The organism is Streptomyces sp. NPDC003023 (assembly GCF_042888225.1).
In the GTDB taxonomy this organism is placed as follows: Bacteria; Actinomycetota; Actinomycetes; order Streptomycetales; family Streptomycetaceae; genus Streptomyces.
On sequence record NZ_JBIAPL010000006.1, the window covers coordinates 388031 to 408872 of the forward strand.

Annotated in this window: 16 protein-coding genes, 1 tRNA gene and 1 pseudogene; 6 read left to right on the forward strand and 12 right to left on the reverse strand. The window is 69.8% G+C overall.

The window, feature by feature from the left end; all coding sequences use genetic code 11:
• Positions 1-524: 524 nt before the first annotated feature.
• The 5 genes from ACFYV1_RS22055 to ACFYV1_RS22075 form a co-directional block, all read right to left on the reverse strand.
• Positions 525-1166 (reverse strand): IclR family transcriptional regulator, encoded by a 642-nt coding sequence (locus ACFYV1_RS22055; RefSeq protein WP_389397217.1) that lies wholly within the window; start codon positions 1164-1166, stop codon positions 525-527.
• 256 nt (positions 1167-1422) lie between these two features.
• Positions 1423-3207: a DEAD/DEAH box helicase gene (locus tag ACFYV1_RS22060; protein ID WP_389397218.1), complete on the reverse strand. Its 1785-nt coding sequence runs from the start codon at positions 3205-3207 to the stop codon at positions 1423-1425.
• 135 nt (positions 3208-3342) lie between these two features.
• Entirely contained in the window at positions 3343-3717 is a 375-nt protein-coding gene (locus tag ACFYV1_RS22065; protein WP_389397219.1) for a type II toxin-antitoxin system death-on-curing family toxin, read from the reverse strand.
• Positions 3714-3923, reverse strand: coding sequence for a hypothetical protein (locus ACFYV1_RS22070; protein ID WP_389397220.1), 210 nt, complete (start codon positions 3921-3923; stop codon positions 3714-3716). The genes ACFYV1_RS22065 and ACFYV1_RS22070 overlap by 4 nt, the downstream gene beginning before the upstream one ends.
• A 32-nt stretch (positions 3924-3955) precedes the next feature.
• The gene (locus ACFYV1_RS22075) at positions 3956-5431 is read right to left on the reverse strand and encodes an MFS transporter (protein WP_389397221.1); all 1476 of its coding nucleotides are present in this window, start codon (positions 5429-5431) and stop codon (positions 3956-3958) included.
• 174 nt (positions 5432-5605) lie between these two features.
• Here ACFYV1_RS22075 and ACFYV1_RS22080 point away from each other — a divergent pair.
• The 4 genes from ACFYV1_RS22080 to ACFYV1_RS22095 all read left to right on the forward strand — a co-directional run bounded on the left by ACFYV1_RS22080 (position 5606) and on the right by ACFYV1_RS22095 (position 9296).
• Positions 5606-5680 (forward strand) — tRNA-Cys (locus ACFYV1_RS22080).
• Positions 5681-5867: 187 nt separating this feature from the next.
• A complete protein-coding gene (locus ACFYV1_RS22085) occupies positions 5868-6227 on the forward strand; it encodes a hypothetical protein (protein ID WP_389397222.1) in 360 nt (119 codons plus the stop codon).
• A gap of 19 nt (positions 6228-6246) precedes the next feature.
• Complete coding sequence (locus ACFYV1_RS22090) at positions 6247-8574, forward strand: hypothetical protein (RefSeq protein WP_389397223.1); 2328 nt, start codon at positions 6247-6249, stop codon at positions 8572-8574.
• Between the two features lie 59 nt (positions 8575-8633).
• Positions 8634-9296 carry a hypothetical protein gene (locus tag ACFYV1_RS22095; RefSeq protein WP_389397224.1) on the forward strand — a complete coding sequence of 221 codons (663 nt, stop codon included), beginning with the start codon at positions 8634-8636 and terminating at the stop codon, positions 9294-9296.
• Between the two features lie 103 nt (positions 9297-9399).
• On the opposite strand, the pseudogene ACFYV1_RS22100 reads toward ACFYV1_RS22095, so the two are convergent.
• Positions 9400-9820 (reverse strand): annotated as a pseudogene (locus tag ACFYV1_RS22100) (Uma2 family endonuclease).
• A gap of 947 nt (positions 9821-10767) precedes the next feature.
• On the opposite strand from ACFYV1_RS22100, the gene ACFYV1_RS22105 reads away from it, so the two are divergent.
• Entirely contained in the window at positions 10768-11019 is a 252-nt protein-coding gene (locus ACFYV1_RS22105) for a GntR family transcriptional regulator (protein ID WP_389397225.1), read from the forward strand.
• 36 nt (positions 11020-11055) lie between these two features.
• Here ACFYV1_RS22105 and mycP read toward each other — a convergent pair whose 3' ends face one another.
• Genes mycP through ACFYV1_RS22120 form a run of 3 tightly spaced genes read right to left on the reverse strand, consistent with a single transcriptional unit; the run spans position 11056 to position 14395 of the window.
• A complete protein-coding gene (gene mycP / locus ACFYV1_RS22110; RefSeq protein ID WP_389397226.1) occupies positions 11056-12339 on the reverse strand; it encodes a type VII secretion-associated serine protease mycosin in 1284 nt (427 codons plus the stop codon).
• A gap of 31 nt (positions 12340-12370) precedes the next feature.
• Positions 12371-13828 carry a WXG100 family type VII secretion target gene (locus ACFYV1_RS22115; RefSeq protein WP_389397227.1) on the reverse strand — a complete coding sequence of 486 codons (1458 nt, stop codon included), beginning with the start codon at positions 13826-13828 and terminating at the stop codon, positions 12371-12373.
• Positions 13829-13876: 48 nt separating this feature from the next.
• A complete protein-coding gene (locus ACFYV1_RS22120; protein WP_389397228.1) occupies positions 13877-14395 on the reverse strand; it encodes a hypothetical protein in 519 nt (172 codons plus the stop codon).
• A gap of 223 nt (positions 14396-14618) precedes the next feature.
• Between ACFYV1_RS22120 and ACFYV1_RS22125 the strand changes: the two genes are divergently transcribed.
• Complete coding sequence (locus ACFYV1_RS22125; RefSeq protein ID WP_389397229.1) at positions 14619-15539, forward strand: serine/threonine protein kinase; 921 nt, start codon at positions 14619-14621, stop codon at positions 15537-15539.
• Positions 15540-15671: 132 nt separating this feature from the next.
• On the opposite strand, the gene ACFYV1_RS22130 is transcribed toward ACFYV1_RS22125, so the two are convergent.
• The 3 genes from ACFYV1_RS22130 to ACFYV1_RS22140 are packed head-to-tail and all read right to left on the reverse strand — an operon-like array spanning position 15672 to position 20553.
• Positions 15672-17993 carry a xanthine dehydrogenase family protein molybdopterin-binding subunit gene (locus tag ACFYV1_RS22130; RefSeq protein ID WP_389397230.1) on the reverse strand — a complete coding sequence of 774 codons (2322 nt, stop codon included), beginning with the start codon at positions 17991-17993 and terminating at the stop codon, positions 15672-15674.
• Positions 17990-19660 (reverse strand): 2Fe-2S iron-sulfur cluster-binding protein, encoded by a 1671-nt coding sequence (locus ACFYV1_RS22135; RefSeq protein ID WP_389397231.1) that lies wholly within the window; start codon positions 19658-19660, stop codon positions 17990-17992. The genes ACFYV1_RS22130 and ACFYV1_RS22135 overlap by 4 nt, the downstream gene beginning before the upstream one ends.
• Positions 19657-20553: an FAD binding domain-containing protein gene (locus tag ACFYV1_RS22140; RefSeq protein ID WP_389397232.1), complete on the reverse strand. Its 897-nt coding sequence runs from the start codon at positions 20551-20553 to the stop codon at positions 19657-19659. Before ACFYV1_RS22140 ends, ACFYV1_RS22135 begins: the two co-directional genes overlap by 4 nt.
• Positions 20554-20842 lie beyond the last annotated feature (289 nt).

A 20842-nucleotide genomic window follows, 5' to 3' on the forward strand; every position in this document is an offset into this window, starting at 1 on the left:
GGTGGCTGCGGAGGGGGGATCGCGGACTGCTTTCCCGAGCCTGCCTCTCCCTAGGCTTACGACGCTCTACGTCCGCTCACCCCCCTCCTCCGCCCCCGCCCCCCTCCCGCCCGGTAAGCCCCGTGCCAGTTCTGGTCGTTCCCACGGCCCGTGCACTGTCCGGAAGGTGGGTCCCGCTCCCGCCCATCGGCTCCCGTCACGCCGGCGGTAGCAACCGCCGCGGGGGGTACAAGGCACGCGCCTTCACCGGCCCACCGGCGGGGGCGAAGGGCGCGGGCAGGGGGGAGGGGGACGCGCAGGGGGCGTGTTCGGGACGTAAGGCGTCGTGAGCCTAGGGGGAGGCAGGTTCGGGAAAGCAGTCCCGGACATGCCCCCGGAGCGGCACCCGGACACCAAGCAACACGGACCAGGCCACGCCCGAGACACGCAAAACCGGGCCCCGCCCGGCAGCGGCACCCGGACACCAAGCAACACGACCGGGCCCGGCCGGAGACGCGAACAACCGGGCAACGCCCGGAGGCGCGTCAGCGAAGCGCGTCCGCTACCTCGCGAGCCGCGTCGATCACGCGCGGGCCGACTCGTTCCGGCACGGAGTCCGCCAGCATCACCACACCGACGCTTCCCTCTATGCCCGTGACCCCTACCAGCGCCGCCGCCGCGCCGCTCGCGCCTGCCTCGAGCTCTCCATGGGTGAGGGTGTAGTCGGGCTCCGTGCTCTTGCCCTGGCGCGCGGCGAGGATCGCCTTGCCGGCCGCGCCACGGTCCAGCGGATGCCGGAAACCGGCCCGGTAGGCGACGTGGTAGTCCGTCCACGTCGGTTCGACGACGGCCACGGCGAGCGCTTCGGCTCCGTCGACCAGGGTGAGATGGGCCGTGGCCCCTATGTCCTCGGCGAGCGAGCGCAGCGCGGGCATCGCCGCCTCGCGGACGAGCGGGTGCACCTGGCGGCCGAGTCGCAGCACGCCGAGGCCGACCCTGGCGCGACCGCCGAGGTCACGACGGACGAGGGCGTGCTGTTCGAGCGTGGCGAGCAGGCGGTAGACGACGGTGCGGTTGACGCCGAGTTTGTTGGACAACTCGGTGACGGTCAGACCGTGGTCGGTATCGGCGAGCAGCTTGAGGACACGTAGTCCCCTGTCGAGCGTCTGGGAGGTCTCCGCGGTCACGACGCCCTCTCCTTCGGAGTGAGTGACGGCGGTCCTCCGAAGGGGTTGCCGCGGCACCGGTCCCATCGGCGACGCACCCAGAGGCCGCCGGCAGGCCATGGCACACCGACTGCGCTCCGCGGCGGCGCTGCCACGGGGCGTTTGTATTGCGGGGACATTAGCGAGCGGCACCGCTCAGCGGAAGCCCTCGTCCAGAATCCGGGCGTCGGGCCGCCGGTGATGGGTCATTGCTCCCCGTATGACGCGCAGGCGCACGTCAGCGCATACGCGTGGCCCACTCCTGGACCTTCTTGATCCGCTCCCGGATCTGCCCCGCCGTCGCCTCCGCGCTGGGCGGCCCGCCGCACACCCTGCGCAGCTCGGTGTGGATGACGCCGTGCGGTTTGCCGCTCTGGTGCACGTAGGCGCCGACCATGGTGTTCAACTGCTTGCGCAGCTCGAGGAGTTCCTTGTGGGAGACGACCGGGCGCCGTTCGGCGGGGAGTTCGAGGAGGTCGGCCTCGTCGTCGGGCTTCTTGCGGCTGTGCGCGATCTGGCGCGCCTGCCGCTTCTGGAGGAGGAGCTGCACCTGGTCGGGTTCGAGGAGCCCGGGGATGCCGAGGTAGTCCTGCTCCTCCTCGCTGCCGGGGTGAGCCTGCATGCCGAATTCGGCACCGTCGTAGAGGACACGGTCGAAGACGGCGTCGGACTCGAGGGCCTCGAAGGGGAGCATGTCCTGCTCGCCGGTGTCCTCGTCCTGCTCCTTCTCCGCCTCCGCCATCTCCTTCTCGGACTCGGCGTAGGGGTCCTCTTCGCCGTCCTTCTTGGGTTTGTCGAGGACGTGGTCGCGCTCGACCTCCATCTCGGTGGCGAAGCCGAGGAGATTGGGGATGGTGGGCAGGAAGACGGATGCGGTCTCGCCGCGCCGCCGGGATCGTACGAAGCGGCCCACGGCCTGGGCGAAGAACAGGGGTGTCGAGATCGTCGTCGCGTACACGCCGACGGCGAGGCGTGGCACGTCGACGCCTTCCGACACCATCCGGACCGCGACCATCCAGCGGGAGCCGTCCTCGCTGAACTCCTCGATCCGCTTGGACGCGGCCGCCTCGTCGGACAGCACGACGGTCGCCTTGGTGCCGGTGATCTCGCGGATCAGTTTGGCGTACGCGCGGGCCGAGTCCTGGTCGGAGGCGATGACGAGGCCGCCCGCGTCCGGGATGCCCTTGCGCACCTCGGTGAGCCGCTGGTCGGCGGCGCGCAGCACGTTCGGCATCCAGTCGCCGCGGGGGTCGAGCGCGGTGCGCCAGGCCTGTGAGATCGCGTCCTTGGTCATCGGCTCGCCGAGGCGTGCCGCGATCTCGTCGCCGGCCTTGGTGCGCCAGCGCATGTTGCCGCTGTAGGAGAGGAAGATGACGGGCCGGACGACACCGTCGCCGAGGGCGTTGCCGTAGCCGTAGGTGTAGTCGGCGGAGGAACGGCGGATGCCGTCGTTGCCCTCCTCGTACGTGACGAAGGGGATCGGGTTGGTGTCCGAGCGGAAGGGGGTGCCGGTGAGGGCGAGCCGCCGGGTCGCCGGCTCGAACGCCTCGAGACATGCCTCGCCCCACGACTTGGAGTCACCGGCGTGGTGGATCTCGTCGAGGATGACGAGGGTCTTGCGCTGCTCGCAGCGATTGCGGTGCAGCATGGGGCGTACGCCGACTCCGGCGTAGGTGACGGCGACCCCGTGGTACTCCTTGCTCAGCGGGCCCGCGCTGTAGTCCGGGTCCAGCTTGATGCCTATCCGCGCGGCCGCCGCGGCCCACTGCTTCTTGAGGTGCTCGGTCGGCGCGACGACGGTGATCTGCTGCACGACGTGGTGGTGGAGCAGCCAGGAGGCGAGGGTCAGCGCGAACGTCGTCTTGCCGGCGCCGGGGGTGGCGACGGCGAGGAAGTCGCGCGGCTGCTCCTGGACGTACTTCTCCATGGCGCCCTGCTGCCAGGCGCGCAGCTTGTTGGCGGTACCCCAAGGGGCGCGGCCGGGGAAGGCGGGTGAGAGGTGGTGGGAGGCGGTAGTAGTCACGGTCTCCGGTTCGCTGGCTCTCGGGTGCGGGTCGCTGCGTACGGGGTCGATACGTAAGACAACCGGGCCACCCTACCGGTGGCCCGGTTGTCCTACGGGCCTGACGGGCCCGCCTCGCGAGGTATGCGACCGGGGTCACAACGCGCGCAGTGCACTGCCGATCACGGCGGGGTCCGCGATCCGTCCGGCGGCGACGGAGACCACGAGGTCGTACGCGCGGTCCTGGTCGGCCCGTGCGAGATCGACCCCGTTGAGCGCGAGGAAGACGACCGCGCCGAGCCAGGCCGTGCGCTTGTTCCCGTCGACGAACGGGTGGTTCGCCGCCAGCGCGTGCAGCAGCGCGCCGGCCTGTTCGCAGACGTCCTCGTAGGCGGACACTCCGAACATCCGGGCCCGGGGCCGGTGGACGGCGGACTCGAGCAGTCCGGGGGTGCGCAGCTCGGGCGGCGTGCCGCCGAAGGCGAGCGCCGCCACGGCGGTCACGTCGGCGACGGTGAGGTGGCGTGTCACTCCCCCAGCCTCCTCAGCAGCTCGGCATGGTCTGCCGCGTAGCGGGCGGCCAGGGTGCGGACGAGCTCGCGCTCGGCGTGCAGGAAGCGGCGCGCGGCCTCGTGGAGCAGCGCCTCGGGAGTCGTCCCGCGTGCGTCCGCGAGGTCCTGGAACTCCTGGTGCTCGGGCTCGGTGAGCGTGACGACGTGGTCGCGGGTGGTTCGCATGGCACGACCCTATGGACCTTCGGCGGGGCGCTTCACCCGGTTTTGGCCTTCAGTCGTGTCGCCACCCATGCCCCGACCAGTGCCACGCCCGCCATCGGCAGGAACACCGCCGCGAACGCGACCGGGTGCGAGCCGGACGCACCGTCGGCCACGACGTGGCCCGCTCCCACCACGCCGCCGCCCAGCGCGGCGAACGCCGCACCGCCCGCCGCCAGCAGCAGCACGTTCGACAGCGCGTCCGAGATCTGCAGGGCGGCCGAGTTCGCGCCCGCCTCCTCTGGCGCGGACAGCTTCAGGAGCAGCACGCTCGTCGAGCCGATCACCAGCCCCATTCCGAAGCAGCCGAACGCCCACGCGACCGCGACGGTCCAGGCCGGCACCGCCTCGATCAGCACGCTCGGCGCGGTCACGATCGCCGCCGCGACCAGCAGCATGCCGAGCACGACGAGACGTTCGCGGTACGGCTCGGTCCGCGGCCGGGACTGTACGTACGAGCCCAGCGCCCATGTCGCGCCGCCGACCGCCAGTGACAGGCCGGCCATGGTCGGGGAGAGTCCCCGCTGGGTGACCAGCATCAGCGGTACGAAGGACTCCGCCGCGATGAAGGACCCGGCGGCGACGCCCCGCAGCAGGACCACGGACGGCAGTCCGCGTGCCGCCCGGTACGTCCCCTCCGGCAGCAGGCCCAGCGCGGACGGTACGAGGAGCAGCGCGCCGACGGCCGCGGGCAGGAGGGAGAGCCAGCGCAGGTCCTGGCCGGCGTACTGGAGGAAAGCGGCGCCGAGCGAGATGCCGAAGGCCAGCCGGATGCGTCGCCGGTCGAACGGCGGCACGGGCGCCGACGGGTCGGCGGGTCCGGAGGCCGTGCGGCGGATCGCGGGCAGGGCGAGCGCCAGTGGCAGCACGACCAGCACGGGGATGCCGATGAACACCCATCGCCAGCCGAGTTGCTCGGTGACGGTCCCGGCCGCGAGCGGTCCGACGACGGACGGGATCACCCAGCTCGCCGCGAACGCCGCCATGATCGCGGGTTGCAGGCGCCGGGGATACGCGCGGCTGACGACGACGTACAACGCGACGATGACCAGTCCGCCGCCCAGTCCCTGAACGGCCCGCCCGAGCACGAACACCCACATGGCGGCCGCGGTCCCCGCCAGCATCAGGCCCGCGGCGAACGCGCTCATCCCGAAGGCGAGAGCGCCGAGCGGCCCGCGGCGGTCCGCCCACTGCCCGGCGACGACCATGCCGAAGAGGCTGGTGGTGAAGTACGCGGAGAACGCGAAGGCGTAGAGGGGGATGCCGTTCAGCTCACGGGCGGCCACCGGCATGGCCGTACCGACGGCGGTGGCCTCGAAGGCGATGAGGAGGACGACGGAGACGATGCCGATGCTGAGGGCCCGGTGGTCGCGTCCGAGGACGCCGCCGTGCCGGCCGGGCGGGTCGTCGTTCTCGGGTGCCGGCGCGGGGCGCCGCGGGGCCTCGGCGTCACGCGGTTCGAGGGCGGTCATGCCCACAAGAGTAAGGGGCAAGCCGTGGGATGGACCCTGTCGCAAGTCGGATCCGGGCCGGTCCTTCGGTCGTACGACCTTGAACAGCGGCATACGGTCAACCTGTTTCCAGCCCTGGTCGAACCCTTGAGCTTCACCTCAAGTCCGCCCTATCTTCAAGGAGTTGGAACGCACGGCCGTGTGCCCGAGAGGCTCAGGGGCTCGACTGCAACTCGAGTTACATCGGTTCGAATCCGATCGCGGCCTCCACACAGGGCGGCCGCCCCTCACGACGAGGGGCGGCCGTCGTCCTACCCTGTCGCTCCCCCGCCGCCAAGGCGGCGCGCGAGGCGGCTCGCGAAGCGGCTGAGACGCGCCGATCGCCCTGTAGCGCACCGTTACGGTGTGGTCGCCCCCGGCACCGAAGAGGCCGGGACGACGGGTGGAGGGGATCGGCATGGCCGACCCGGAGGCCGGCGCCCACCGCGGTGCCGCGGAACTGAAGGTGAACTCCGACGAGCTCGGCGCGGTCGGGCACGACGCGTACGTCCTGCACGGGCGGCTGACCCGGGACGGCGACCACGCCCGCGCCTCGACGTTCGCGGCGGCGACAGCGCTGACGAACGGGAACTTCACCAGCGGCGCGGAACTGCTGAAGGTTCACGACCGCTGGAACACGCAGCTGCGGACCCTGCTCGACGCATGCGCGCAGATCTCCAACCACCTCGACTACTCGAAGGCGGCGCACGCGAAGGACGACGCAGGCATCGGCGGCGACCTGACCGCGGTCTCCAAGATCAGCGAATACTTCAAGTAGTCCCTGGAGGAAGCACACGATGCTGAAGTACGAGGACGTCGTCGACGCGCCCGTCACCAAGTTCAAGGAAGCCGCCGACGACTGGTCCCAGATGCTCACCAAGCTGGAGAAGCTGGCGGAAGACGCCCGGCGGGGCATGAAGGCCAAGTCGGACAAGGCCGACTGGCGAGGCCTGAACGCAGGTGTCACCAAGCCTTTCATCACCAAGACGGCCAAGGAGTTCGACGACGCGGAGGCCCAGGCCAGGGGCATCAAGCTGCTCCTGGCGGACGCGCACACATCGTTCAAGGCCGCCAGGGACGCACTCATCAGGATCCGGGACGAGGAGGGACCGGCCGCGGGCATCCACGTGGACGCGAGCGGCAAGGTCCGACCCCGGCACGACCTGCAGACCGACACGGCGGCACGCCACGATCCCGGCTATGCGGACGCACTGCGCAAACAGGAGCAAGCCGTGGCCGCCTGGCAGCGAAAAGTGGACAGAATCGTCGAGGACTGCTCGGACGCCGACGACTCCCTGAAGCGCGCCCTCGCCGCGAACGTCAAGGACGCGCACAACTTCACCGCCCCCAAGTACAAGAGCCTCGACGCCGAGGAGGCCGCACGGGCCGCGGCGCTGGCCGGCAAGGGGAGCGACCTGACACACACCGAACTCCAGGCTCTCAATGACCTGCTGCACGACAACGCCAAGTCGCCTGAGTTCGCCAAGAACTTCTACGAGAAGCTCGGCCCGGAGAAGTCGCTCGCGTTCTTCGGACAGCTGTCGACGGACACGTACCACTATGGGAAGCTGGACAAGGAGCGTCTGAAAGATGTTCAGGCTCTCCAGAAGAACCTCGGCCTCACCCTGGCCACGGCATCTCACGACTCGAAGTTCACCGCAGAGTGGGGTCCGGAGCTACGAAAGCTCGGCACCGAGCGCATCTCACTCTCCCGGCAGGACCCGCCGGGCACTGGCCCCTTCGGCTACCAACTGCTCGGCGGAATCATGCGTTACGGGAACTACGACGCAAAGTTCCTGAATCCCATCGCGGAACATGTGGCTCAACTGCACCAGAAGACCCCTCACTTGTTCTCCGAGAACAAGGCCGTCAACAACAGCGCGAGAGACCCGTTCAACCCTTCCGGCCTCAACGGGTCAGGTTACGACCCCGTCATCTCCATGCTGGAGGCCCTGGGTCACAGCCCCGATGCCGCGAAGCGCTTCTTCACGGACACGCCGACCGCATACAACGAAGACGGCACTGTGAACAAGGATGCAACTGCGGACCTCGGCAAATATAAAAACGGCACCCAAGTCAGCAGCTACCTCGACTTCTTCGGGAACGACAAGTGGAAGTCGTTCCATGATATCGACGTCTCGATCCAGAGTGAAATCAAGAACTCGGCCAATTTTATGCCGGACGCACTTGGCCACGCCCTCGAGGCGGCAGCGCTCGGCTATCCATGGGATGACCCCAGCCCTCATCCCGTAAGAGACGCTTCCACAGCCCAGGTCATGTCAAACGTCGTGGAGAAGTACGCGCTGGATCCTGGCCTGCTCAGGCACCAGGAAGCACTTGCGGACAGCATCGGCAACATGAGCGCCGGGTACATCAACGACATCACCTGGGCTCTGGAAGCCGGGGAGCCGGGGAGTGTTTATGCACCTACGGAAAACATCGAGGCCCACGCGAAATTGACGCAGGATGAAGCCCGGCAACTACTCAGCACGTTGGGGCAGCATCCAGACGCCTACGCGACCGTATCCAAGGCGAATGAGGTCTATACGACCAGCGTACTTGAAAACCAGGTCGACAAAAGCGGAGGAATCGATGAGGGAGCCCTTCGATCTGCTGTCCACACGGGAGCGGAGGTGCAGGGGATGTTGGACCAATCGCGCGCCGACCAAGTCGAGGCCACGAATCTCAAGGTTCATGAAGAATACGAGAAGGCTGTTGCCAAACGGAACGCTTGGGTGAACTTCGGTGCCACCACAGCACTGGCAGCCGGCATCGCTTTTCTTCCCGTAACAGCCGCTGCGGGCGCAGCTGTCGTACTCATCCCGCTGGCCACCGACACGGCCAGTGGTGCCGTCGGCCAGTTCATCGGCCAGGCTATCGGCGACGAGTCGGACAAGTCTGTCGGAGAACACAAGCAGAAGATTGAAGATCTCACTAGCGCGGAAAGAAGAGCCGTATTCTCCGCTGGTGAAGGGGCCGCGGAGGCCCCCATGCAGAGGTTCATGCGCTACCACGACATAGACCACAACAGCAACCTCGGCATGGACCTGAAGGAATCTATGCGAATCGGTTACGGAACAGGAAACGATCGCGAGAATCAGCAGGGAAACAGCCCTGTAGCCTGACGGAACATTAGAGAACGTACATAGGAGACGTGAGGCCAGTGCCACGAAACCGTTGGGCGTTGCCCATAGCGCTCGCGCTGCTGCTCGGGGCAACGGCTGTCGCGTGCAGCAAAGGTCAGCAGGAGAAAAAGAACCCATACGTCGCGGCATCAGAAGTCTGCGACGGCGTGTTCCAAGGGGCATCCGCTCGCGCGGTCGAATCCACCATGGGTAGTAGTTCATTCTCTTCCATGAACGCCGGCATCAGGGATCGTGTCGCAGATGCCTTGAAGGAAGGATTTTCGAGCGGTCGCTCCTGGACGTATAGCGAGGAGTTTTGTGAACTGAATCCGAAGGGGACGGGAGGGATCGGCCACGCAGCGAGGATCCGCTTTTCAATCTATGCCCCCAGAGACATCGGCGACGGAAGGTTGGCCGCCGGGCAGCGCTTTTACGCCATGGGCAAGGAGGCGAAATCTGGGCCCATTGGTGCACAATTGTATTTCGAATGCGTGAGCCCGCAATTGAAGGGATCCTCGGCGAGCGCTGCGCGAATTCTGGGCTCCTTGAAGCTTGAGCGTGACCTGCGGCGAGATAGCGTTCATCACCGCCAAGCCAATCTCACCATCATCCACGCGGTCTCTCTCGAAATGGCCAAGAATCTTGAGTGCGCGAATGATGGCGGATTGCCCAGTTCGCCAAGTTTCAAGGAAATCCCACCAGCGGAGGAGCCTCCCCACTGAGTGGTGGACACCCCCTGCTGCTACACATGGCAAGGTGACTCCTGGCAGACACACCTTCCGACTACCGCGCCGTGACGGAGAGGCGGCGCAGTGGGCAGGCAGGTCAGCGAACGAGCCCGCCCAGATCGATGTCGAGCTCGAAGGGCACGGCGGCCTTGACCCGCTCGCGGTGGATTCCGGTCGCGACGTACGCACGCGTGGTGTCGTCCAGCTCGTAGGAGTGGACGACAGGCATGCCGTGCTCCTCCTCGATCCGCCAGAAGTGCCGAATCCCCGCGCGCTCTTGGTGCCTTCATCGTCATCTGTGTCTCGACCGTGTGACCGGCGGGCGCCTGGCCTTCCAGGGTTGCGGTCAAGCGGCGGATGACGCGATCGTGCCAAGACCGCTGCGGGCACACCATGAAGATCAAAGCTCCGTCGATCAGCTCGGCGTGGCGCGGCAGGTTCGGGATGCGGTCGAGATCGTCGGACTCCCACCCGCTGTCGCGCGGCGGATAGAGCCACTCGGGGAGCATGACGGTCATGGTGTTTCGTCCAGGGGACGCCCAGTCCGCCTAGCCATCCGCAGCATGAACGTCAGGCGGGCGGAGCCGGCGTATCCCGCGACTCCTTGAGCTGTGCGGGGTTGGGTACCTGCCCGTTTCACGGGAAGGCACCCCGCCCTTCACCTCAGCCTTCCAGCAACTCGTACACATCCGGCACCGCCGGAAGCAGCGACGCGCAGGGCGGACACGCGTACACGTTGAACCCGGGCCCAGAGTTCGCATGCACCTCGGACACGATCACCGGCCGATCAGTCACCACGCCACACCGCACGCACATACGAACCGGCCGCCGCGCCTCAGGCGCGCAGGCAGGACACGTCCGCTGAGATGCAACGCGCCCCGGGGTGCCGGTGTTGCTGATCCTTGCCTCGTCCACCACAGCCCCGCAGACGTCGCACGCGGCTGCACCTCCCGATGCGGTGACCAGGCAGCCCCCGCCTCTCGCGGATCCCGGGCGTAGGGGCCGATCCCGAAATCCGTTGCCAGAGCCAGGCCCAGCCGTCGTTGCCGCTGCCCGAAGTCCAGAAGGTAAGGACGCACCAAGGCTGTGTCCTGGCCATTGATCGACCGCTCCAGCCCATACGGCGAACGCGCCGCAGGGAGGCGATCCGGAACGCCGCCACGTGGAGAAGTAGCAGTCGGGACGGTGCGCCCCTGGTCCACGTGACGCTGCACCGCCTTGGGCCGGATTCGGTGCCGGCCTGAGCCACGACGGCCCAACAATGGGCTCACCCAGAGCCTGATTCTGCGGATAAGGTCATCCACGTTGACGCTCCACTTCAGCGTTGACCGTGCCCCGGGAGGTCTAGCCACCTCGCCGGGGATCTCACTCCGCAGTATGCTACCTGAAGCATTAGGTAGCAATAGGAAGCATGCGGATGCTACCGCATGTGGTGAGCAGCTACAGGGCGTCTTAGCTTGCAGCTATGTCAGATGACCGCGACTGGAGGCCCGACCCGACGAGTCACGTGTACGTGTATCTCCAGGTCGTGCACCACCTTGCCGAGCAGATCCGCACTGGGCGACTCCCCGCAGGGTCACGCCTCCCAGCCGAACGCGACCTTGCCGATCAGTACGGCGTGGCCGTCAACACCATCCGTCGGGCCGTTCGTGAACTCCGCGATCAAGAACTCGTCATCACGGTCCCCATCAAGGGCACGTTCGTACGCGCTGACTAGCCGCCACCCCGAGGCCCTGCTGGTATGCCCGCGTTGTCAGTGCCCGCTCGGCCAGTGGTTCCCTGGGGGCGGGGACGTGGCATAGGTTCCCGCAGCGGCTTCGGCCGCCCTGCGTCGCCGAGTTCGCACGGCGAGGACGGCCACGGCGCTCCCGAGGACCGCGGCGGCACCGATGCCGGCGGCGATCCAGACGGTCGGAGTGCTCTTGGGGTCGGCTGATGCAGTCGGTCCGCTCTGTGGCTGGGCCGAGGCGTCCACAGGGCTGGAGGACTCCAGTGACGGGGACTTGGCGGTCTCGTAGCTGAAGTCCGGCAGCGGGTACTCGTCCGCAGGGCCGGGGTCACCCGGGGTCTGCAGCGCGCGCAGAGGACGCAGTGCGCCATAACCGATGTGGTCATTGCGCTTGCTGCCGCTGGTCGGGCCGCTGATGGTGTTGAGCATGACCCGCAGGACCTGGTTGTTGGTCCACTCCGGGTGCAGAGACCAGATCAACGCGGCGGTGGCGGAGGCGATGGCGGTGGCGTCGCTCGTGCCTTCTCCTTTGCAGATGTCGCCACTGCGACATGCGTGCAAGATGTCCACTCCTGGCGCAGAGACGTCAACCTGCGGGCCGTACTGGGAGAACTTCGCTCTCTTGAGGTCTCTTCCCAGGGCTCCAACGGCAACTACCCCTGGTGTCGAGGCCGGATACATCTCCCGGTTCAGACCGTCGTTGCCCGTACCCGCGAAGATCAGTGAACCCTTCTCCATGGCATACCTGACGGCAGCCGCCAGTTGCGGCGCCCCTTGGTCGACGGCCACGGACATATTGATGACCTTGGCACCTGCATCAACGGCGTAGCGAATCGCTTCCGGAGCAACGGCGTTGAACTGTTCGTTCGCTTCGGCCTTGTTCGCCAACCGCTCTTCCTCCGGCATACGAACCGGGAGGATCTTGGCGCCGGGCGCCAGCCCGAATGCACCATCCCCTCCTGCACTGCTGCCAGTTCCCGCGATGATGCCGGCCATCCCGGTGCCGTGGCCGTCATAGTCTGTCAACTCGTCTCCGGACTCGGCTGGGGCCAGGTCCTTGCCCTTGAGGACGCGACCTCGGAGATCTCCGTTGTCGGCATCAACGCCGGTGTCGATGACGGCGACGGTCACGCCCTTGCCGGTGCTGATCTTCCAAATCTCCTCCGCCCCCATGGCGTTCAGGTGCCACTGCTGTGAGCGGATGGAATCGGCGTGGGCCGGGGTGACCGCAATACCTGCCAGTACCATCGCCAGGAGCGTGGATGCCACGGCTCGGGTGCGTACCCGGCGATTGATGCTGGCAGGCATGGAGATCCTCTTCATTCGTGTCGGGTGATGCTCAGTCGATGACCGGTGGCACGACGCGACGGCTGTTCTGCTGCCAGGTCTCGTCGTCCTCGGCGAGGTAGTTCGGTCGGCCACCCTCAGTATTCTCACGGTTTGAGGAGGACCGCGAAGGCGTGCCCGTGGTTCCTCCACCTGCCGGTCCAGAACCGATTGGGGCGGACGGACGGCCGCCTGTCGTACCCGTCTGCACCGGACGGCCACCGACGATGCCTCCGGACTCGTTCGTGAAACGCCGACCGCCGGGGCTGCGATTTTGGCCGGATCCCATGCCTCCTCCCATGCCACCGGCACCGTGGGCCATGGGCGGACGGGCGTGCCCGGCGCCCTCGCCGCCGATCACCTGCCCACGTGGGATGCCGGTCATGGGCCCCGAGGGGTGGGTCACGGGACGTCCGCCGAAGATGCCATCCCTCGGAGTCCTCGCGCCTCCAGAGGAGGGTCCCGGCAGTTGGGCCGGCTGCCCCGGCAGCGTCGGCACACGAGGAACGCTCGGCACCCGCCCGGCTTCGCTCTGCTTCGCAGACGGCGGGACGGGGCCTCGACCGGGCAGCGGCGGTGTCGGGTTCACCGGCGGGTTCGTCGGGCCGCTTTCGGGGCGTACCGGACCGAGCACCGACGGGGCCGCCTGGGTCGGCGGCAGCGTGTTGACGCTGTCGATCTCCATAGCGACGGGGGGCTTCCTCAGCTCAGTGATGCCCGTAGGTGCCTCAGGCCCACTTGTGCGTACCGCTGCCGTCCCCTGAGCTGGTGATGAGCCACCCGAGACAGACGGGGAAACGGCCTTCCACTCACCGGCCCCATCGCCCGCAGAGGTGTCGCGTCCCGAGCGATACAGGTCCTGGTTGCCAACGGACTTGTCCGGCGGCGGCACGAACTCCGCCGGTGGTGGTCGGAAGGTCGGCTGCTCCAGGTTGTCCATCTGCGACGCCGACTGGTCGTACGCCTGCGCCAGCTTGCGCATCTCGGCGGCCGCCGCCAGGCGGTTCTGTTCCTGGGTGGCCGCCAGGGCGGCCTCCGCCTTGGACGCCACCGTCGACGCGTCGGGGTCGTTGTGGTGTGCCTTGGCCGCGTCGAGGTTGGCCTGGGCCTGGTCCTTGGAGGTGTAGCGGGGGATGGCGGCCTGGGCCCGGGCGATGGCGCCGGAGGCCTGGCCGAGCCACTTGGACGCGTCGTCGCTGTAGTCCGCCAGCCGGAAGGTCGAGGAGGCAAGGCTCGCGCCCCATTCGACGAACGCCTCGAAGCCCTCGCCCTCCCACCTCACCCGCTCGGGGCGGAACTTCAGCTGCTGAGCGATGCTCCGGATCTCGCCCGCGGCCGCCGACAGCCGGTCGGCCGCTTCCTGGACGTGGAAGCTGCTTGCCTGGTCCAGCCAGGCAAGCATCGCCTCGTGGGACATGCTCTCGAAGGGGGTCCGGCCCCTTCCGCCGCCTCCGCCACCGTCGTTGGCCATCTCCTGCCGCCTCCCCCTGCCGTCCACCGAAAATCTCGTACCGAAGCGCTACTTGAGCCCGCCGGCGCCCGCCGTGTCGCCCGGCTGGGCCGCCGGTGCGCCGTCGGCAGGTGGGCGCTGCTCTGCCGTCGGGTCCTGGTCGGCGTCGTAGTGCCGCTGTGTCCGGTGCTGGATCGCCAGCATCCGACGGCGGATGTCGTCGTCGATGTCGGCGTAGCCGTTCTTGGCGGAGACGACGGCGATGCCCATACCCTCCAAGCAGTCGCCCATCAGCTGGGACAGCTCCTTGAGCCGCTCGATCACGAGCTCGTACGACGCGTTCAGGCCCGCAGCCTCGGCCCAGGCGCCGTCGCCGCCCCCGAAGTGGTTGCGCTTGGTGTAGGCCGTGCCCACCTGGTCCGGTGCCGCGGGAGAGTCGCCCAGGTCGATGACGAGCTGATCGACCCGCTTCTTGAACGACACCATCGACTCGGCGTCGTACAGCATCGAGGCCAAGCCCGGGTTCACCGAGCGCAGTTGGCGCTCGTCGGCGGACATGCCATCCAGTCGGTCATCGTTGTCCGCCATCGCGCAACTCCCCCCGAGAAACACAGAAGACCAGTCCGTCACTCTACCGAGTGGTACAGACACTCGAAGGCCCCGGAAACAGTACCGGCCACACCCGGCCTGCTGCGTCCACGACTTGGGCGACGCCGACCACTGCTGCTCGTGGCTGGTCGGGAGCGGCTGAGCGGGCGGTCGGTGCGCCGGTAGGCTCCTGTGGCGTTGTCAGGCCTAGGGGGATTCGCAGATGGAACGAGCGCAGACGGAACGGCCACGACAGGGCGGCCCGCGCCGGATCGGCCCGTACCACCTCATCACCCGTCTCGATCCGACCGGCCCCGACTTCCCACCGGTCCCCGAGCAGCGCTTCGTCGCACGCAGCCCGGACGGTGAGCGCACGGTTCTCGTCAGCGCACCGCTCGACGGCGCCGATCCGGGACGTTTCCTCGTCGAGGCGGACGCCGCACGCCGGCTCGACGGTCCCTGGACGCTGCCGGTCGCCGAGGTCTCCCCGACGCCGCACAGCCCTTGGTACGCGACCCCGTATCTTCCGGTGCTGCCGCTGCCGGTGGCTCTGGCCGTGCACGGCGGCCCGCTGCCGGAGCACACCGTGCGAGCGCTGGGCACCGCACTGGCGGAAGCCCTCGCGGGCGCGCACGCGGCAGGCATCGCACATGCCGGACTCTCCCCCGCCTCCGTGCTGTTGGCCTGGAACGGGCCGCGCCTGTCGTGCTTCGGTGCGGCGCGCGCGGCGGCCCCGGACGGCGAGGCACGGACCGGCATCGCCGGGCTGGAGCCGGGCAGTCTGGCCCCCGAAGCCGCGGCGGGCGGGCGCCCCCGTCCGCCGGGCGACATCCACGTCCTGGGCGCGGTCCTCGCCTACGCGGCGACCGGCCACACAGTCCCCGACAGTGCCGAACTCCCGGAAGCCCTGCGCCCCTTGATCTCCCGCTGTCTGACGCGTGACGCGGCGGGCCGGCCGACCGCGTCCGAGTTGCTCCTGACGCTGCCCCCGTCGTCCGGTGTCCCCACATCGACGGTCCTGGATTCCGCCGGCTCGCTGCTGGGGCCCGGATGGCTGCCCGGTCGGGTGCTGGCGGCCATCGCCCGGCAGTCGTCGGAGGTCCTGGCGGCAGAGGTCCGTCTCCCGCAGACCTCCTGGGCCTGATGTCGATGCTCTCGCCTCTGCTGCACGACGGTCCGGTCGAGATCGGCGGCCACCGGCTCCTGGCCACGGCGGTACGGCCACCGTCCACGACTCTCGGCGTGAGCGGGAACTCGTCCGCCACCACGCCGTGCCCTACGAGTTGGGCACGGCCACCGCGGCCTGCGGCCGGATCGGCAGGCGGTTGACCGGGCGGCCGGTGGCCGCGCGGACCGCGGAGGCCACGGCGGCCGGGGAGGTGACCACGGGGGCCGCGCTCACGGGTTTGGCGCCGAAGGGGGCCACGACATCGCGTTCCTCGACGAGTTTCACGATGCGGATCTCGGGGGCGTCGAGCGAGGTCGGCAGGGCGTAGCCGGTGAGGTCGGGGTGGCGGATCAGGCCGCGAGCGGTGCGGAGGTTCTCGGTGAGGGCCGTGCCCACGCCCTGGGTGACGCCGGCTTCTATGCGGGCGGCCAGCTGCGCCGGGTTGAGGATGCGGCCCACGTCCTGGGCGACGGCCATCTCGACGACGCGGATCGAGCCCAGTTCGATGTCGACGTCGACGACGGCGCGGATCGCGCAGAACGCCAGGCCCACGAAGGCATCGCCCTGCCCGGCTGCGTCCAGGGGCTCGGTCGGGTGGGGGCGGCACTGGGCGGTGGCCCAGAGTTCCTTGCCGTCCATCGCCTCCGTCACGGTCGTCGACAGGACACCGTCGTACGACGTGATCTTGCCGTCCGTGATCTGGAGGAGTTCGGTGGACATGCCGAACTTGTGGGCCAGCGGCTGGAGCAGCTGGGTGCGGACCATCTTTGCGGCCCGCTCCACCGCACCGCCGGACACCCAGGTGTGACGGCCGTGGGCGGCCGGCCCGGCCGGGGGCTGGTCGGTGTCGACCGCGGCCACCCGGACGTCTTCTATGCCCAGCGTCTCCTGGACGATCTGACGGGCGAGCGTGGAGAACCCCGAACCGGTCTCCACGGCGGCGCAGATGACCGTCGCCGTCCCGTCGTGGATCTTGACCGTGGCCGTTGAGACCTCGTCGGTGCCTTCCGCGCCGAGCATGTGGACCATGCCGAGGGCGTAGCCGACGCCCCGGCGTACGGCGCCCGGTTCGCCGGCGCCCTCGGGGCCGCCGGGAAGGAGCCAGTCGTCCTCCGGGGTGTCCTTGGGGAGGGCCGGGAGGGGGAAGTCGCGTACGGCCTGGAGCAGTTCGGCGACGGGGGCCGGGCAGGTGACGGTCTGGCCGGTGGGCAGTATGTCGCCGGTGGCCAGGACGTTGCGCAGGCGGATCTCGGTCTGTTCGAGGCCGAGTTTCGCGGCGAGTTTGTCCATCTGCGCCTCGTAGGCGGCACAGACCTGCATCGCGCCCTCGCCGCGGACATGGCCCGACGGCGGGTTGTTCGTGCGGACCGCCCAGCCCTCGATGTGGGCGTGCGGGACGACGTAGGGACCGCAGGCGAACGCCACCGCGGCGGCCAGCGACTCGGAGGAGGCGTCGGCGTACGCGCCCGCGTCGAGGAGCAGTTGTGCCTCGACCTTGACCAGGTGGCCCTCCGCGTCCGCGTGGTGGCGGTAGCGCAGCAGCGTGGGGTGGCGGTGGGCGTGGCCGAGGAAGGACTCCTCGCGGGTGGCGGTGAGTTTGACCGGGCAGCCGGTACGCAGGGCCAGCAGTCCGAGCGGCAGTTGGAAACCGGGGTCCTCGCGGTCGCCCGTCGCGCCGGGGACTCCGGTGACGACGACCTTGACGCGCTCCGGTTCCAGGCCGAAGCAGGCGGCGGCGAGGTCGCGGTCGGTGTGCGGGTCGGTGGAGGCGACGTAGAGCTCGACGCCGCCGTCGGGGCGGGGCACGGCGAGGCCGGCCTCGGCGCCGATGGGGGCCGGGTCCTGGCGGCCGATGCGGTACAGGCCCTCGACGATCACCTCGCCGGTGGCGTCGGCGTCGCCGTACTGCAGCGGAATGTGGCGGATGAGGTTGCCGTCGGGGTGCAGCGGCTCTGCGGCGAACGCCTTCTCGGGGTCGGTGACCGGCTCGAGGATCTCGTACTCGACCGCGATGGCCGCGGCCGCGAGACGGGCGGTGTCGGGGTGGTCGGCCGCGACGGCGGCGATCGCCTCGCCGTGGTGGCGGACGATCTCGGAGGCGAAGACGGGCCGGTCGGCGATGCGCCTGCCGTACGCGCCCTCTCCCGGAATGTCCTGGTGGGTGATCACCGCCCGTACGCCCGGCATCTCCAGGGCCCCGGAAGTGTCGACGGAGACGATGCGGGCGTGCGGGTGCGGCGAGCGGAGCAGGGCGGCCCACAGCAGGCCCTCGGCCCACAGGTCGGAGGCGTAGGGGAAGGTGCCCTCGCTCTTCGCGCGGGTGTCGGCGGCGGGAAGCGACGCGCCGAGGCCGTGGGCAGGAGGGTCCGGCTGGGGACTGTCGACCGGCTGCGGCGTCGGCGTCGCAGTGGTGGCCGCGTCGTTGCTCACGCCATGCCTCCGTCGTGCGGGTGAATCTGCACACTACCTGCGCCGGGGGGTGCCTGGTGCGGGATGCGGGCTTCCTCGGCGTCGTCCGCCGCTTCGGAGCCGGACTCGGCGCTAGCCGCCCGTTCTGCGACGACCTCGCGCACGGCGTCGAGGACGCCGCGGTAGCCCGAGCAGCGGCAGAGGTTGCCGCACAGGGCCTGGCGGGTCTCCAGTTCGGTCGGCGCGTGGTTGCCCTCGAGGAGGTCGTGGACGGTCATGGCCATGCCGGGGATGCAGAAGCCGCACTGGACCGCGCCGCAGGCCGCCAGCGCCCGCTGGACGTCGGAGGGTTCGCCGTCGGTGGCGAGCCCTTCGACCGTACGCACCTCGGAGCCGGCGGTGGTCGCGGCGGGGACGAGGCAGGAGGCGACGAGGCGGCCGTCGACCTGGACGTTGCAGGCGCCGCATTCGCCCTGTGAGCAGCCGTCCTTGGCGCCGGCGAGGCCGAGGCGCTCGCGGAGCACGTAGAGCAGGGACTCGCCTATCCAGGCGTCGCTGACCGGCCGGTCGGTGCCGTTGACGCGCAGGACGTACGACGTCGGGGGGTGCTCCTCGTTGCCGGCGGAGGTTTCCGCGACCGCGACGGGGGCGTCCGGGCCGGGCATGGCTTCTGGGTCGGGGTCGGGGGCGGGAGCGGTGTCGGGGTCGGCAGGGGTGTCCGGGGCGGCAGGGGTGTCCGGGTCGGCAGCGGGGTGCTCGGCGGCCGGGGAGGACGTCTCGGTTGGCTCGGGGGACGTCTCGGCGGGTTCGGGGACCGCGTCGGCCTCGCCGACCGAGGCGGCGGTCTCGGCCGTCTCGGTCGGGGCGGCGCTGTCCTCCTGCGCCGCCTCCTCGGGTGCGGGCGCGGGCTCCGGCTCCGGCTCCGGCGCGGGCTCCGGCTCGAACTCGGGCTCAGGCCCGGCCGTGTGCTCATGCCCGACCGGGTCCGCCCACGGCGCCGGCGCTCCGCCCGGCAGGGTCGCCCACGGCGCGGGCGCGCCCCCGGGAAGCGTGGCGGACGGAGTCGCACCCGCCCAGGGCGCGTCGGGGCCGGGCGGCAGCGGGAACTCGCCCGAGTCGGACTCGGACGGCGCGGCGGGCTCAGGGTCCGCCTCCTGGAAGTCGTGGAAGGACCACTGGCCCGTGGCGTGCGCCTCGGACTCCGGCGCACCCTGCGCGGCCGGTTCCGGCCACTGGGGCGCCCAGCCGCCGGCCGGGTCCGTCCCCGCGGCAGGCGTCAGCGGTGTGATCATCGGCGGTACGTAACCGTGCCCCGGAGCCTCGAGCGGGGCACCCTCGGACGAGGTGACCTCCGGCGGGAGTTGGAAGAAGCCGGTCGCGTCGCCGTCGTACTCGCCGCCCTGCGGTGTGGGCTGCCAGCCGCCGGCCTCGCCGCCGTAGGAGTCGTACGAACCGTAGGAGCCGTACTGGTCGTACTGCTCGGAGCGGTCGGGGTGCTCGTACTGCTCGGGCCCGTCGTAGCCGCCCTGCTGCTCGTAGCCGCCCTGCTGTTCGTAGCCGCCCTGCTGCTCGTACTGGTCGCGCTGCTCGTGACCGTCGTACTGGTCGCCGTGCCGCTCCGGCTCGAAGCCCTCCGGCAGCTCGTGCAGATGCGGCGGAAGGCCGTGCGGGTTGTCCTCGTTGCTCACGACAGCGCCCTCCCCAGTGCCCGTCGGGCCAGCGCGGCGACGGTACGCCGCAGATGCAGTACGGCCGGTGACAGCACCGGTTGTTCCTCGCCGTCGGCCGCCGGCGCCGGGTCGGGGATGCACGCGGCGGCGACGTACTCACCGAACGCCGCGAGGGCCTCGCCCGCGAGCCCGCGCTCGCCGTCCCAGTCGATCAGCGACGCGATCCACCGCTCGGCCTCCAGGGGCCGCAGCGGCATCGGCGCGATAGCGCCCACCGCGCAGCGCACCCCGCGCCGCGCCGGGTCGAGCACGACGGCCACGGAGGCCGTGGCGCGGCCGGGGCCGGTGCGGCCGGTCGCCTTCAGGAAGACCTGCGGGGCGTGCAGGAGGGGTACGCGTACGAATCCGATGAGTTCGGCCGGACCGAGCATCTCCCGCCCGGCGAGCAGGTGCGAGACCGGGATCTCGCGGCGTGCGCCTCCGGGACCCGCGATCACCAGGTCGGCCTCGAGAGCGGCCAGCACCGGCAGGGTGTCGTTGGTGGGCGCCGCGCTGACGATGTTGCCCCCGAGGGTGCCCGCGTTGCGGATCTGGGGCGGTCCGGCCGCGCGCGCGGCCGCGGCCAGCGCGGGGATGAGGGCGGCGAAGTCCGGCCTGCCCATCCGGGCGTGGGTGAGCCCGGCGCCGAGCAGTGCGTGTCCGTCCTGGTAGCGCCAGCCGCGGATCTCGCTGATCCGGCCGAGGCCCACCAGGCCGGCGGGTCGGAGCTGCCCCTTGTTGACCGCGGCCATCAGGTCCGTGCCGCCGGCGACCGGGACGGCGGCGGGCATGGCGCTGAGCGCCGCCACGGCCTCGTCGAGCGAGGCCGGCAGCGTCACCGACTGTGCCGTGTGCGGTGCGTGCGTGGTCACCAAGCTGCCCCTTCCCGGTGTCCCGGCTGTCCCGCCTGTGTTGCCGTACCGTACGTGCTCACAGGCTGGACGTGGCAACTCTGGCACATCTTCCGGGCGGACCGCCGAGAGGGTCCGCGAAGGGTGCATCCGCCCCACAGGGGCGAGTTCGCGCCAATGGTCCGGTTTCGCACTCCGGTGCCCTCGCGGGCGGATTGCCGCGTCTCGGCGGCGCTTGTGCGTCTTTCTCCTTGCGGTGCCACCCTCCCACCGTCTCAGGACCCGGGCCGCGACGTGGCGGCCTCGGGCC